13 protein-coding genes are annotated in these 14,705 nt (G+C 70.9%); 8 read left to right on the top strand and 5 right to left on the bottom strand.

The genetic code is table 11. The features are described from left to right. The first annotated feature begins 106 nt into the window (after window positions 1–106). Window positions 107–1,477, top strand: coding sequence for an FAD-linked oxidase C-terminal domain-containing protein (locus tag AB0J78_RS28795; protein WP_363794385.1), 1,371 nt, complete (start codon window positions 107–109; stop codon window positions 1,475–1,477). Between the two features lie 49 nt (window positions 1,478–1,526). On the opposite strand, the gene AB0J78_RS28790 is transcribed toward AB0J78_RS28795, so the two are convergent. The 5 genes from AB0J78_RS28790 to AB0J78_RS28770 form a co-directional block, all read right to left on the bottom strand. Further along, complete coding sequence (locus tag AB0J78_RS28790; RefSeq protein WP_363794383.1) at window positions 1,527–1,694, bottom strand: hypothetical protein; 168 nt, start codon at window positions 1,692–1,694, stop codon at window positions 1,527–1,529. A gap of 64 nt (window positions 1,695–1,758) precedes the next feature. Then, window positions 1,759–3,216, bottom strand: a complete 1,458-nt coding sequence (locus AB0J78_RS28785) for an amino acid permease (protein WP_363794381.1) — start codon at window positions 3,214–3,216, stop codon at window positions 1,759–1,761. A 147-nt stretch (window positions 3,217–3,363) separates the two neighbouring features. After that, window positions 3,364–5,448, bottom strand: coding sequence for a catalase (locus AB0J78_RS28780; RefSeq protein WP_363794379.1), 2,085 nt, complete (start codon window positions 5,446–5,448; stop codon window positions 3,364–3,366). A gap of 87 nt (window positions 5,449–5,535) precedes the next feature. Next, window positions 5,536–6,036 (bottom strand): VTT domain-containing protein, encoded by a 501-nt coding sequence (locus AB0J78_RS28775; RefSeq protein ID WP_363794377.1) that lies wholly within the window; start codon window positions 6,034–6,036, stop codon window positions 5,536–5,538. 38 nt (window positions 6,037–6,074) lie between these two features. Continuing rightward, window positions 6,075–6,776, bottom strand: a complete 702-nt coding sequence (locus AB0J78_RS28770) for an FCD domain-containing protein (RefSeq protein WP_363794375.1) — start codon at window positions 6,774–6,776, stop codon at window positions 6,075–6,077. 179 nt (window positions 6,777–6,955) lie between these two features. Here AB0J78_RS28770 and AB0J78_RS28765 point away from each other — a divergent pair, with 179 nt between their 5' ends. From AB0J78_RS28765 to AB0J78_RS28735, 7 genes are all read left to right on the top strand, one after another. Further along, window positions 6,956–8,410, top strand: a complete 1,455-nt coding sequence (locus AB0J78_RS28765) for an acyl-CoA synthetase (RefSeq protein ID WP_363794446.1) — start codon at window positions 6,956–6,958, stop codon at window positions 8,408–8,410. Beyond that, window positions 8,403–9,740, top strand: a complete 1,338-nt coding sequence (locus tag AB0J78_RS28760; protein ID WP_363794373.1) for a carboxyl transferase domain-containing protein — start codon at window positions 8,403–8,405, stop codon at window positions 9,738–9,740. Before AB0J78_RS28765 ends, AB0J78_RS28760 begins: the two co-directional genes overlap by 8 nt. Before the next feature lie 178 nt (window positions 9,741–9,918). Beyond that, complete coding sequence (locus AB0J78_RS28755) at window positions 9,919–10,704, top strand: 2,3-dihydro-2,3-dihydroxybenzoate dehydrogenase (RefSeq protein ID WP_363794444.1); 786 nt, start codon at window positions 9,919–9,921, stop codon at window positions 10,702–10,704. A gap of 26 nt (window positions 10,705–10,730) precedes the next feature. Continuing rightward, window positions 10,731–11,987 carry an isochorismate synthase DhbC gene (dhbC, locus tag AB0J78_RS28750; protein ID WP_363794371.1) on the top strand — a complete coding sequence of 419 codons (1,257 nt, stop codon included), beginning with the start codon at window positions 10,731–10,733 and terminating at the stop codon, window positions 11,985–11,987. 17 nt (window positions 11,988–12,004) lie between these two features. Then, window positions 12,005–13,630 (top strand): (2,3-dihydroxybenzoyl)adenylate synthase, encoded by a 1,626-nt coding sequence (locus tag AB0J78_RS28745; protein ID WP_363794369.1) that lies wholly within the window; start codon window positions 12,005–12,007, stop codon window positions 13,628–13,630. A gap of 39 nt (window positions 13,631–13,669) precedes the next feature. Then, the gene (locus AB0J78_RS28740; RefSeq protein ID WP_363794367.1) at window positions 13,670–14,323 is read left to right on the top strand and encodes an isochorismatase family protein; all 654 of its coding nucleotides are present in this window, start codon (window positions 13,670–13,672) and stop codon (window positions 14,321–14,323) included. A gap of 32 nt (window positions 14,324–14,355) precedes the next feature. Further along, the gene (locus AB0J78_RS28735) at window positions 14,356–14,592 is read left to right on the top strand and encodes a phosphopantetheine-binding protein (protein ID WP_363794365.1); all 237 of its coding nucleotides are present in this window, start codon (window positions 14,356–14,358) and stop codon (window positions 14,590–14,592) included. The last annotated feature ends 113 nt before the right edge of the window (window positions 14,593–14,705 follow it).

Raw genomic sequence — 14,705 nt, 5'->3', positions numbered from 1 at the left:
GAGAGGGGAAGAGGGGAGAAAATCACTCGGGGTGGGATCGGGGTGTTCGGCGGGCTAGGTTCGCGGTGGTAGGACCAGTGTTCGAAAGCCTGGGAGAGACGAGGCGATGATCTCCACCGACGCGCTGCGGGAGCTGCTGCCCGAGGGCCGTGTGTTCGACGATCCGGACGTGCTGGCGGCGCACAGCCGTGACCGGGCCACGTTCTGCCCGGCCGGAACCCCGGCCGGGCTCGTGCGGGCCTACGACACCGGTGACGTGGCGACGGTGCTGAAGTGGGCGCACGAGAACCGGGTCCCGGTCGTCCCGCAGGGCGCGCGCTCCGGTCTGTCGGGTGCGGCCAACGCCCTCGACGGCTGCGTGCTGCTGTCGCTGGAGAAGATGGACGCCATCCTCGACATCGACCCCGACGAGCAGCTGGCCGTGGTGCAGCCCGGGGTCGTCAACGGGGTGCTGGCCGCCGCCGTCGCGGCGAAGGGCCTGTTCTACCCGCCGGACCCGGGCTCGCGCAGCATCTCCACCATCGGCGGCAACGTCTCCACCAACGCGGGCGGCATGTGCTGCGTCAAGTACGGCGTGACCGGTGACTTCGTGCGCGGTCTGGAGGTCGTGCTGGCCGACGGCAGGGTGATGCGAGCCGGCCGCCGCACCGCCAAGGGCGTCGCCGGCTACGACCTTACCCGCCTGATGGTCGGCGCCGAGGGAACCCTCGGCGTGGTCACCGAGGTGACCGTCGCGCTGCGCCCCGCCAGCGCCCAGCCGCTGACCGCCGTCGCGTTCTTCCCCGAGGTCGCTGGCTCGGCCCGCACCGTCTCCGGCTACCTCGCGGAGGGCTACCAGCCGTCCGTGCTGGAGTTCATGGACGCCTCCTCGGTCAAGGCCGTCCAGCAGATCGCCGACCTGGGATTTCCCGAGGGCATGGCGGCGATGCTGCTGGTGCAGTCCGATCGCGGGGCCGACGCCCCGGCCGATCTCGCGGCCTTCGAGCGGGTCGCGCGCGCGATGGGCGCGGCGGAGGTCGTGGTCTCCGACAGCGCCGCCGAGGGCGAGATGCTGATGCAGGCCCGCCGCCTGGTCGGCGACGCGCACGAGAAGCTCGGCAAGGCGCTGCTCGTCGACGACGTCTGCGTGCCCCGCCGTCACCTGGTCGACCTGGTGGAGGGCTTGCAGCGCATCGCCGACGAGCACCGCGTGCAGGTGCTGTGCTCCGGGCACGCCGGTGACGGCAACATGCACCCGGTGGTCGCCTTCGACGACGTCGACGCCGACGAGACCGCTCGCGCCCAGCAGGCCTTCGACGCGATCATGCAGCTCGGTCTGGACCTGGGCGGCACTATCACCGGAGAGCACGGGATCGGGCAGCTCAAGCGCGACTGGCTGGGCCGGGAGCTCGACGAAGCCGGCCTGTGGGCCTCGCGCGCGATCAAGGCCGCACTGGATCCCCACAACGTCCTCAACCCCACGCGGGTCCTGCCGTGACGACGACGCCGGGCCCCTGACCAGCAGGGACCCGGCGTCATCGCACCGGTCAGCGGTCGTAGTCCTCCTCGACCGGCACCGCTCTGGACTGCTCGGAGAAATCGGCCGGATCGGCGTCGAGCGGCACTTCCGCCGGCACGGCCTCGTCCTCATCGGGCAGGTCCTCGGCTCGGCGCGACTGCTCGACGGCGTCGGCCTCGGGCGTCTCGGGATTCATCGAACCTCCAAGATGATGGGCTCGGGCACCATCGACCGTAGCGCCGATCCGGCCCTCCTGTCGGTCAATCCTCGGCCGGCTGAACGCTGCGCCGACCCAGGTGCGCGTGCCTGCGGCCGTAGCCGAAGTAGATCACCAGGCCCAGCGCCAGCCACACGGCGAACCGCAGCCAGGTCACCACGTCCAGGTTCGACATCAGGTACAGGCACGCCAGGGCCGTGATGACCGGCAGCACCGGCGACAACGGCATCCGGAACGGGCGGGGCAGATCGGGCTTGGTGCGCCGCAGCACCGGCACCGCCAGCGCCACGATCAGGAACCCGGACAGCGCGCCGATGCTGACCATGTCCGACAGCTCCGAGATCGGGATGAACCCCGCCAGCAGGATGATCACCACCGCGCCGCCGATGGTCATCCGGTGCGGGGTGCCCCACCTCGGGTGCACCTGCGACAGCTTCGGGGGCAGCAGGCCGTCGCGGCTCATCGCGAACCCGATGCGGCCGATGGTCACCAGCTCCACCATCATCACCGAGGTCAGACCGGTCACCGCGCCCAGCGAGATCAGCGCGGCCACCCACGGCTGGCCGACCGACTGGAACGCCGCCGCCAGCGGGGCGCCCTCGTCGATCTGCTGGTAGTCGACCATCGCGGCCAGCACGAACGCCACCAGCACGTACAGCAGCGTGCAGACGATGAGGCTGCCCAGCAGGCCCACCGGCAGGTCGCGCCGGGGGCGCTTGGTCTCCTCGCCGAGGTTGGCCAGCGCCTCGAAACCGGTGTAGGCGAAGAACACGATGGCCGCCGCGGTGAGCACGCCTCCGAAGCCGTAGACCGACTGCTCCATGCCCAGCAGCGCCGACACCAGCGGCTGCTCCAGGGCGCTCGACCCGGTCTCGGCGGGCTGGGCCGGTGGGACGAACGGGTCCAGGTTCGCGCCGTTGACGAAGAACAGGCCGGCGACGATGACCAGCACGCACACCGCGACCTTGACCACGACCAGCGCGTTGGTCAGCCACGAGGACTCGCGGATGCCGATGACCGCCACCGCGGTCAGCGCCGCGATGATCAGCATCGCACCCACGTTGACGGTGGCGTCCTCGCCGAACCACGCCTGCGGCAGGCCCAGCAGGTTGGCGATGTAGCCCGACCAGCTCCGCGACACCACCGCCGCGCCGAGGGCGAACTCCAGCAGCAGGTCCCAGCCGATGATCCAGGCGAACAGCTCGCCCAGCGTCGCGTAGGCGTAGGTGTAGGCGCTTCCCGCCGTGGGCACCGATGAGGCCAGCTCGGCGTAGGCCAGTGCCGCCAGCGCCGCCACGATGCCGCCGATGATGAAGGACAGCACGACGGCGGGACCGGCGTGGTCCTTGGCCTCGATCCCGGCGAGGGTGAAAACGCCGGTGCCGATGATGATTCCGATGCCGAACCCGACGAGTTCCTTACCGGTGAGACGGCGGACCAGGCCGCTGCGCTCACCCCGGGTGAGGATGTCCTCGACGGGCATCGTTCGCAGAATGTTCACGGAGCCGCACGTTAGAAGATGTCACCCGCGGCGGCTCCCTCGGGCTCGCGGAGTGTGACACTACCGGTACCCAAAGTCACCCTCGGTGCACGGCGGGGGCCTGCGGGTGATCGTCGCAGACCCCCCGAACGGTGCGAAAAGGACTGATCAGGCGGGTATCGAGGCGGTGTCGCGGTCCCACTCCCGGTGCTTGCCCAGAGCGGCGGCGAACTGCTCGACGAACTGGTCCGGCAGCGAGCCGCCGGTGTTCGCGGCCAGCACGACGCCCCGGTCGGTGCCCTCGCCGTCGGTGCCAATGCCCGCTCGCCGCAGCACCTCCAGCCCCTCGTCGCTGGCCGCGACGGGCTTGTGGTGCTTGTAGGCCTCGGCGACGAAGTGCACGGCGTGCCCGTCGGCGGCCAGCGTCCGCGCGCTCTCGCTCCCGCCGGGCACGATCACCCCGTCGTAGACCACCGACATCGCGGTGCGCGCCGCCACGTCGATGTCCACTTCGGAGCCGTCGGCGCCGCGCGCCCGCCCGTCGTGCCCGGCGCCCAGCACCTCGGCGGTCGCCCCGCGCTCGGACAGGCCGCGCCGGATCTGCTCGACCTCGGTGGCGTCGACCCCGTCGGCGACCAGCACGGCGACCTTGCGGGTCGCGATCGAATCGGTGGGGGAGTTGGCCAAGCTCAGCGCCGGGGAGCTGCGGCCGTGGTTCTCGGTGCCGCCCTCCGGCGGCTCGAGCCCGAGCCCGTGCGCGACCGCCACGGCCAGGTCGCCGTCGACGTGGACGAGCTCGGCGAGGACGCGCTCGCGCACGTGCTGGTGGCCGACCTTGCCGAGCTCGAAGCGGAAGGCGTCAACGATGTGGTCCTTCTCCCAGTCGGACTGGCTGTTCCAGAACAGCGTGGCCTGACTGTAGTGATCGGTGAAGCTCTCGCTGCGCTTGCGGATCTTGTCGCCGTCCACCCGCGTCTGGTAGTGGCGGAACACCTCCGAATCGGCGATCGCGGGACATCCGCCGCCGAGGCTGTTGGGCGTGTAGTTCGTCTGCCCCCTGTGGATGCGCTGCTGGCCGTAGCCGTCGCGCTGGTTGGTCGAGACCTCCGCGACCGGCCGGTTGATCGGGATCTGCGCGAAGTTCGGCCCGCCCAGCCGGATCAGCTGGGTGTCCAGGTAGGAGAAGTTGCGGGCCTGCAGCAGCGGATCGTTGGTGAAGTCGATGCCGGGCACCACGTTGGCGGTGTGGAAGGCCACCTGCTCGGTCTCGGCGAAGAAGTTGTCCGGGTTGCGGTCGAGCACCATCTTGCCCACCGGCCGCACCGGGACCTGCTCCTCGGGGATGATCTTGGTGGCGTCGAGCAGGTCGAAGTCGAAGGCGAACTCGTCGGACTCGTCGACCAGCTGCACGCCCAGCTCCCACTCCGGGTACTGGCCCGCCTCGATGGCGTCCCACAGGTCGCGGCGGTTGAAGTCGGCGTCCGCGCCGGCGATCTTCTGGCACTCGTCCCACACCAGGGAATGGCTGCCCAGCAAGGGCTTCCAGTGGAACTTCACGAACGTGCCCTTGCCCTGGGCGTTGACCAGCCGGAAGGTGTGCACGCCGAAGCCCTGCATCATCCGGTAGCTGCGCGGCAGCGCCCGGTCCGACATCAGCCACATGATCATGTGCAACGTCTCCGGCTGCAGCGAGACGAAGTCCCACAGCGTGTCGTGCGCGGAGGCGGCCTGCGGGATCTCGTTGTGCGGCTCGGGTTTCACCGCGTGCACGAAGTCGGGGAACTTGATGCCGTCCTGGATGAAGAACACCGGCATGTTGTTGCCGACCAGGTCGTAGTTGCCCTGCTCGGTGTAGAACTTGGTGGCGAACCCGCGCACGTCGCGCACGGTGTCGGCCGAGCCGCGCGAGCCCGCGACGGTGGAGAACCGCACGAACAGGGGAGTGCGCACGTTCGGGTCGGTCAGGAACTTCGCGACGGTGTGCTCGCCCAGCCAGCCGTCGTAGGGCTGGAAGTGCCCGTAAGCACCCGCGCCTCGCGCGTGCACCACCCGTTCGGGGATCCGCTCGTGGTCGAAGTGGGTGACCTTCTCCCGGAAGTGGAAGTCCTCCAGCAGCGTCGGACCGCGCTCACCGGCCTGCAACGAGTCGTCGGTGTGGTCGACCCGCACGCCCTGCTGCGTGGTCAGCTCGGTGTCGGTGAGGTCGGCGCGGACCCCGTCCAGCTGCTCGTGCTTGGCGTCGCCGTTGGCCATCGAGATCGGCTCCCCTCGTGTCGAAACGCGGACCGATCTGTGGTTTCCCCTCACGCGGCCGAACTATGCGCGCGCCACCGGTTCGGGTCAGGAACCCAGCCAGCTCACCACTTCGGGCGCGCCTGCCACGATGAGGAAGTGGCCGATGCGCCCGACCAGGCTCGCGGCGAGGTAACCCAGCAGGGGGAGTCCGGCGGCGCCGGAGAGCAACGACATCAGGCTGAACGGCGGGATGCCGGGAACGGCGCTGACCGCCAGCACGGTCATGCCCCACCAGGGGTGCTCCTGGGTGCGCTGGTGGAACCGCTCCACCCAGGCCGCCCAGCGCCCGGTGCGCTCCTTCTGGACCCGCTTGCTCAACCGCTCGCCGAGCGCGAAACCGCCCTTGCCCGCGAGGTAGAACAGCGTCTTCGCGGCGACCTGGCCGATCGCGGCGGCCAGCGCGAAGGCCCACCACGGCACGCTCTGCACGGTGGGGACCACTCCGAGCAGGTAGAGCTCGATGTTCACCAGCGGGAAGACCGCGCCCAGGGCAGCGGTGCCCGCCGTGCCCAACAACCACCCGATCACCGAAGCGCTGACCCCCACGAGAGAAACCTGCGGCAGCCTATCGGGTGAAGCCGCGATCAGCCCTCGGGGTCCCAGTCCAGCAGCCGCACCCGGCTGACCGTGCGCAGGTGGCGGGCCATGGCCGAGGCGGCGGCCCTGGCCTCTCCGTTGCGGATCGCCTCGGCGATGCGTTCGTGCTGGGCCAGCGACTTGGGAGGCCTGCGCGGCTGCCGCAGCGACTCGTTGCGGCTCTCGGCGATCTCCGCGGCGATGGTGCGCATGAACTCGGCCAGCAGCGCGCTGTGCGCGGCGGCGGTCACCGCGGCGTGGAACCGCCGGTCGCCGTCCTGGCCGATCTCGCCGTCCTCGATCTCGGCGCGCATCGCGGCCAGCGCGGCGTCGATCTCGGCCATGTCCTCGTCGGTGCGCCGCTGGGCGGCCAGCTCCGCCAACTTGGTCTCCATGCCCTCGCGGGCGTCGAGGACGTCGGGCAGTCGCCGCTTGCGCTCCACGAGCTCCTCGACCGGCTCGACCTCCAGGGACTCGCGCAGCAGGTAGGTTCCGCCGCCGTGGCGAACCTCGACCAGGCCCTGCACCTCCAGCACGACGATCGCCTGCTTCACCGACGCCCGGCTCACGCCGAGCTGCTCGGCGAGGGTGCGTTCCGGGGGCAGCCGGTCGCCGGCGCGCAGGCCGGAGTCCGCCACGTGCTCGCGCAGCCGCTGGACGACCTGCTCGTAGAGGCGCGGTCGGTTCAGCGGACGGAGGGATTCGGACACCGGCGCGCTCCTGAATCGGAAAGAGGCAAACTGGCTGAGCCAATTCTGCCACATTCCCTTGACTCGTTTCGTCCCAGACGGCAAAAGTTGGATCAGCCAGTGGACCACTGCCGACCCGGCTCGCCGGGCGGTGCGGGTCTGCCGGTGAGAAATTGCCCGGTGAGGACCCGGAGGTGGCCATGGCCGACCAGGTGCTGTTCCCGAAGTTGCGCGAACCCGACGACTCCGAGGCGCTGCGTTTCGGCGCACGAGCCCTGACATACCGGGAACTGGCCGGTCTCGCCGGTGCGATCGCCGAGCGCGTCGCCGGGAAGCGCCGCATCGCGGTGTGGGCCACCAACACGCTGGAGACCGCCGCGGCCGTCATCGGCGGACTGGGCGCCGGCGTCGCCGTGGTGCCGATCAACCCGAAGGTGGGGGAGCGGGAGCTCGCCCACATCCTCGGCGACAGCCGGCCCGAACTGCTGCTCGCCGAACCCGGCTTCACCCCGCCCGCCGGACTCGGCGACGTCGAGGTCGCCGAGATCGACGTGACCGCGCGCGGCGGCGACCTGCCCGCCGAAGCCGGCGCCGACGCGCCCGCGCTGATCGTCTACACCTCCGGCACGACCGGCCCGCCCAAGGGCGTCGTGCTGCCCCGCCGCGCGCTGAGCGCCAACCTCGACGCCCTGGCCGAGGCGTGGGAGTGGACCTCGGCCGACGTGCTGGCGCACGCGCTGCCGCTGTTCCACGTGCACGGCCTGATCCTGGGCACCCTCGGCCCGGTCCGCCTCGGCGGAACCGTGCACCACCTGGGCAAGTTCTCCTCGAAGGCGATCGCCGAGGAGCTCTCCGGCCCGGCCACGATGATGTTCGGCGTGCCGACCATGTACCACCGGCTCGCCGAGGACGCCGAGAGCGACCCGCAGATCGGTCAGGCCGTCGGCAAGGCCCGCCTGCTGGTGTCGGGCTCGGCGGCGCTGCCCGCGGTGGAGCACGAGCGCATCGAGCGGCTCACCGGCCAGCGCGTCGTCGAGCGCTACGGCATGAGCGAGACGATCATGAACTGCGGTGTGCGCGCCGACGGCGACCGCCGCCCCGGCTACGTCGGCAAGCCCTTCGCGGGCGTCGAGCTCAAGCTCGTCGATGAGCAGGGCGCGGAGATCACCACCAGCGATGACGAGACCGTGGGCGAGATCCTGGTGCGCGGCGCCAACCTGTTCAGCGGCTACCTCAACCGCCCGGACGCCACCGAGGCCGCCTTCGCCGACGGCTGGTTCCGCACCGGCGACATGGCCACCCGCGCCGCCGACGGCTACATCCGCATCGTCGGCCGCAAGGCCACCGACATCATCAAGAGCGGCGGTTACAAGATCGGCGCGGGCGAGATCGAGAACTGCCTCCTGGAACACCCCGCGGTGGCCGAGGTCGCCGTCACCGGCGAAGCCGATGCCGACCTGGGCGAGCGCATCATCGCCTGGGTGGTGCTCGCGCCCGGTCAGCAGGTCGCCGACGCCGAACTGGTCGACCACGTGGCGCGGCTGCTCACCCCGCACAAGCGCCCGCGCGAGGTCCGCTTCCGCGACGCGCTGCCGCGCAACGAGATGGGCAAGGTCCAGAAGAAGGCCCTGCAGAAGGGGCCGGGAAATGGCTGAGCATAGCGCGGTTCGCGCGCTGGTCGACAGCATCGGCCAGGGTTTTGTGGAGTTCGAGCCGCCGTCGCGGCGCACCAGCGCCGACGGTCCGCTCGACTGGCCCGGCTACGCCGACCAGCGCGCCCGCGCGTCCGGCCGCTCCGGCACCGACGAATCGGTGCTGTGCGGCCGGGCCGGGATCGGCGGGCGCGAAGCCGTGCTGATCGCGTTCGACTTCGCCTTCCTCGGTGGCTCGGTCGGCGAGGACACCGGTGCGCGCATCGTGGCGGCCTTCGAGCACGCCCGCGAGCAGCGGCTTCCGGTGATCTCGCTGATCGCCTCCGGTGGGAGCCGCATGCAGGAGGGCATCCGCGCGCTGCAGCAGCTCCAGGCGATCACCCGCGCCTGCCGGCTGGCCGGGCAGGACCGCATCCCGCACGTCGCGGTGCTGCGCGACCCGACCACCGGTGGCATGTGGGCGGCGATGGGTGCCGCGGCCGACGTCGTGCTGGCCGTCCCAGGCGCCCGCATCTCCTTCGGGGGCGCCCGCGTGCGCTCGGCGGAGGAGGACGGCGAGGACTTCCGCGCCGAGGGCAAGCTCGCCCACGGCCAGGTGGACCGCGTCGTCGAGGAGGCGGACCTGCCGCGGGTGCTCGCCGAGCTGGTGTCGCTGCTGCACCCGGCCCGGCTGACCCACGCGCCGGAACCCGCGCCGCTGCCCGCCGCGCTCGGCGCGGCACGGCTGCCCGAGACGGGCATGCAGGCCGTCGAGCGAGCTCGCGCGGCCGACCGGCCACGCGCCGGTGACTACCTGGACGCCTACTTCAGCGCTCGGTTCGAGATCAGCGGTGACCGCGCCGGTGGTCGCGACGAGAACATGATCTGCGGTTTCGGCGATCACGACGGTCGCGCGGTGGCCTTCGCCGCGCAGATCGGCGGCCGCAACTCCCCGGCCGGGTTCCGCACGGCGGCACGCCTGATCCGGCTCGCCGACCAGCTCGGCATGCCGGTGCTCACGCTGGTCGACACCCCCGGCGCCGCCAACGATGCCGAGGCCGAGCGAGGCGGTGTCGGTCCGGCCATCGCCGAGGTCTTCGGCGCCGTCGCCGACGCCCGCGTGCCGGTGACGACGCTGGTCATCGGGGAGGGCGGCTCCGGCGGCGCGTTGGCGCTGGCGGCTCCGGAGAACACCTGGGTGACCGCCGACGCCTACTTCGCGGTGATCGCCCCTGAGTCCGCCGCGGCGATCCTCAAGCGCGAGCCCTCCGAGGTTCCCGAGCTCGCCGACCACCTCAGGCTGCGCCCGCAGGACCTGCTGGAACTCGGCTTCGCCCGCGGAATCGCCCGCTGATCCGCTGCACCGTCCGGCATGCGCCGTTGCTCCCATGTGAGCAGCGGATTCGCCCGATTACCGTGCGTAATCGGTGATCAATGCCACCTCATTGGCGGGAGATTCGATTCCGGTTCATGTTCTAAACTCAGGCTCGCCTGACGAAGGTTAGGCTAGCCTCAGTTGAGTGAAGGGCGAGATGAACCGTACGGGGATCAGCGGCAAGGTTTCCATCGTGACCGGTGCCGGCCAGGGGATCGGTGCCGCTGTGGCGAGAGCGCTCGCCGAGCTGGGGGCCGACGTCGCGGCAGTGGACCGCAACGGGGACAAGGCTATCGAGACGGCCGAGAAGCTCGCCGCCGAAGGGCACCGGGTGCGCGCCTACCGCGCCGACGTGGCCGACCCGGCCGCGGTCACCGAGGTGGTCACGCGCGTCGAAGCCGAGCAGGGCCCCATCGACGTGCTCGCCAACGTCGCGGGCGTGCTCCAGGTCGCCACGGTGCAGGAGCTCACCGACGCCGAGTGGCAGCGCACCTTCGCGGTCAACACTACCGGTGTGTTCAACGCGTGCCGGGAGGTGTCGAAGCACATGATCTCGCGGCGAAGAGGATCCATCGTCACCGTCGGCTCCAACGCCGCGGGCGTGCCGCGCCACTCGATGGCGGCCTACGCCGCGTCCAAGGCCGCCGCCACGATGTTCACCAAGTCGCTGGGCCTGGAGCTGGCCGAGTACGGCATCCGCTGCAACATCGTCGCGCCCGGCTCCACCGACACCGACATGCAGCGCGGGATGTGGACCGACGGCAACGGCCCGGACCGGGTCATCGCCGGCTCGCTGGAGACCTACAAGGCCGGCATCCCGCTGCGCAAGCTCGCCACCCCGGACGACATCGCCAACGCGGTGGTCTTCCTCGCCTCCGACGAGGCCGGGCACATCACGATGCACGACCTGTACGTCGACGGCGGCGCCACGCTGCGCGCCTGACCTCCGCGATTCGCCGAAAGGTTGTCATGACCACGATCGAGACCGACGGGCGCATCGACGCCGTTGACGACGCACTCGCCGACGACGCCGCCGCCCGCCTGCTGGCCGCCTACGAGCAGGGCCAGTCCTTCCTGTTCTCCAGCCCGCGCGGGGTGCTGCTGACCCGAGGCGTGGCCGCCACCATGTCCAAGACCCAGTGCGCGCGCTCGGACTTACCCGCCCGGATGCAGGAATTCCTCGACGGCGCGGTCGAATTCGGCCGCCGCAACCCGATGGTGGTCGGGGCGGTGCCCTTCGGCGGCACCCTGCCCGCGCATCTGGTCCTGCCCGAGGAGGTCGTGCGCGCCGAACCGCTGAACGTGCTGGTACCGCAGCAGAAACCGGTCTCCGCGCCCGCCTGCTCGCTGCGGCCGGTCCCGGAACCCGAGGAGTACGAGCGCGGCGTCGCGCGGGCCCTGCGGCGGATGGAGGAGGGTGAGCTCACCAAGGCCGTGCTGGCGCGCAGCCTGGAACTGACCTCGGCGGAAGCGATCGACGTCCGCGAGGTGCTGCGCAACCTGGCGATGGCCGACCCCACCAGCTACACCTTCGCCGTCGACCTACCGCGTCGCGGCGAGGACGGAACCCGCGACACCTACGGCCCGCAGCCCCCGCTGGAGCGCACCTTCCTGGGCGCCAGCCCAGAGCTGCTGGTGTCCCGGCGCGGCAACCAGGTCCGCTCCAACCCGATGGCCGGATCCCGGCCGCGCAGCACCGACCCGGACGAGGACCAGCGGCGCGCCGCCGAACTGGCGGCCTCGGAGAAGGACCACCGCGAGCACGCCGTGGTGGTGGAAGCCGTGGCCGAGGCGCTGCGCCCGTTCTGCACCGAACTGCACGTGCCGCAGGCGCCCACGGTGGTCAGCACCAACGCGATGTGGCACCTGGCCACCGAGATCACCGGCGAGCTCCGCGACGGCTCGACGACCTCGCTGCACCTGGCCGACGCGCTGCACCCGACCCCGGCGGTGTGCGGCGCCCCGATCGACCGCGCGCGCGAGGTCATCGCCGAGACGGAGCCGTTCGAACGCGGCTACTACGCGGGAATGGTGGGCTGGTGCGACGCCGCCGGTGACGGCGAGTGGGTCGTGGCCATCCGCTGCGCCGAGGTCGAAGACCAGGAGATGCGGCTGTTCGCCGGTGCCGGAATCGTTCCGGGCTCCGACCCGGCCGACGAGCTCGCCGAGACCTCCGCGAAGTTCCGCACCGCGCTCACCGCGATGGGCCTGAGCCAGGCAGTCTGAGGGGAAAGCAGTCGATCATGATCGCAAATCTGCCCGGCGTGACGCTCTGGCCGGACGAGTTGGCCGAGCGCTACCGCACGGCGGGGTACTGGCAGGGATACACCTTCGGCCAGCTGCTGCGGGTGCGCGCCACCAAGCACCCCGACCGCGTCGCCGTCGTCGAGGGCGAACGCCGGATCACCTACGGAGAACTGGACCGCCGCGCCGACCGGCTGGCGGCCGGGCTGCGCGAGCGCGGGATCGGCAAGGGCGACCGGGTCGTCGTCCAGCTGCCCAACATCGCCGAGTTCTTCGAGGTCTGCTTCGGGCTGTTCCGGCTCGGCGCGGTGCCGGTGTTCGCACTGCCCTCGCACCGGCTGACCGAGATCTCCTACTTCTGCGGGTTCAGCGAGGCCGCCGCCTACATCACCGTCGACACCGAGGCCGGGTTCGACCACCGGGCGCTGGCCGCCGACGTCTCCGCCGAGCACGAGGGGCTGCAGGTGTTCGTCGTCGGCGACCCCGGCGAGTTCACCGCGCTGTCCGATGTGGACGCCGATCCGACGGAGCTGGACGAGCCCACGCCGAGCGACATCGCGTTCCTGCAGCTCTCGGGCGGCAGCACGGGCGTGCCCAAGCTGATCCCGCGCACCCACGACGACTACATCTACTCCTTCCGCGCCAGCAACGACCTCTGCGGCGTCACCGAGGACACCGTCTACCTCGTGGCGCTGCCCGCCGCGCACAACTTCCCGATGAGCTCGCCCGGCACCTTCGGCGTGCTGCACGCCGGCGGCCGGGTCGTGCTCGCCCGCAGGCCCAGCCCGGACGAGGTATTCCCGCTCGTCGAGCGGGAGCGGGTGACGCTGACCGCCGCGGTGCCGCCGCTGGCGCTGCTGTGGCTCGACGCCGCGGCCGACGCTCAGCACGACCTGTCCAGCCTGGAGGTGCTGCAGGTCGGCGGCGCCAAGTGCAGCGAGGAGGTCGCCCGGCGGGTCCGCCCGGTGCTCGGTGCGACGTTGCAGCAGGTGTTCGGCATGGCCGAGGGCCTTGTGAACTACACGCGGCTGGACGACCCCGAGGACGTCATCGTCACCACCCAGGGGCGGCCCATCTCGCCCGACGACGAGGTGCTGGTGGTCGACGACCAGGACGACCCCGTCGCGGCGGGGGAGACCGGGCACCTGCTCACCCGCGGCCCCTACACGATCCGCGGCTACTACAAGGCCGATGAGCACAACGCGCGCGCCTTCACCCCCGAGGGCTTCTACCGCACCGGCGACGTCGTCCGGTTCACCGCCGAGGGCAACATCGTCGTCGAAGGCCGGGCGAAGGACCAGATCAACCGAGGTGGCGAGAAGGTCGCCGCCGAGGAGGTCGAGAACCACCTGCTGGCCCACCCCGCCGTGCACGACGCCGCCGTGGTGTCCATGCCCGACGACTACCTGGGGGAGCGGACCTGCGCGTTCGTCGTCCCGCGCGGTGAGCGGCCGAAGGCGCGCGAGCTGATCAAGTTCGTCCGCGAGCGCGGCCTGGCCGGCTACAAGGTCCCGGACCGCGTGGTGTTCGTCGAGCAGTTCCCGCAGACCGGCGTCGGCAAGGTCTCCAAGCGCGACCTGCGCGAGGCCATCAGCCGCGAGCTGGTGCCGCAACTCGCCCGCTGACACCGACTTTCAAAATGAGAAGACATCGAAGGGGGAGCCGTGGCGCTTCCGAGCATCGCACCCTACACCGTTCCGCAGGACGGCGAGCTGCCAGCGAACAAGGTCTCCTGGCGGCCCGACCCGGAACGCGCGGTGCTGCTGATCCACGACATGGAGCGGCATTTCGTCAACGCCTTCACCCCCGGCGCCGAACCGCTGAACCAGGTCGTGCCCAACATCGCGCTGCTGCGCGAACGTGCCCGCGCCGCAGGCGTTCCGGTGGTCTACTGCGCCCAACCGGGCGGCCAGACCCCGGACCAGCGCGGACTGCAGCTGGAGTGGTGGGGACCGGGGGTCGCCGACCCGGCCATGGAGGCGATCATCGACGAGCTGGCGCCCGGAGCCGGTGACGTCCAGCTGATCAAGTGGCGTTACAGCGCTTTCCAGCGCACGGACCTGCGCCGCCGGATGCAGGAGTGGGGCCGCGACCAGCTGATCATCACCGGCATCTACGCGCACATCGGCTGCCTGATGACCGCAGCGGAGGCGTTCCAGCAGGAGATCCAGGCGTTCTTCGTCGCCGACGCGGTCGCCGACTTCTCGCGCGCCGACCACGACATGGCCGTCTCCTACGCCGCTCGCAACTGCGGCGTCGTCGACACCACCCGCAACCTGTGCCGCGACCTCGTCGCCCACGAGTCCGAAGTCGCCTGAACCCGAACGACCCAGCAGGAGAACCCCGAACCATGGCTGAGAAGCTCACCCTCGAAGCGGTCCGCGAGCAGGTCGCCGAGCTGCTCTACGAAGACCCCTCGGAACTCGCCGACAACGAGGACCTCATCGACTGGGGCCTGGACTCGGTGCGGATCATGACCCTCGTCGAGCAGTGGCGCAAGCAAGGCGTCCAGATCACCTTCGCCGACCTCGCCGAACGCCCCACCCTCGCGGACTGGTGGAAGGTCCTCGAACCCAAGATCAGCTGACCCTCCCGACCCGCAGGATTCGAATTTCGCGCGAAATTCGACCGCCGAAGTTCGGAGTCAAATTTCGCGCGAAATTCGAATCACCCACGCCCAGCGGGAGCCGACGACGTATC

This window comes from Saccharopolyspora sp. NPDC049426, assembly GCF_040676935.1.
Lineage (GTDB): Bacteria > Actinomycetota > Actinomycetes > Mycobacteriales > Pseudonocardiaceae > Saccharopolyspora.
Note: the sequence above shows the minus strand (reverse complement) of the source record. Positions and strands in the feature narration are given on the sequence as shown.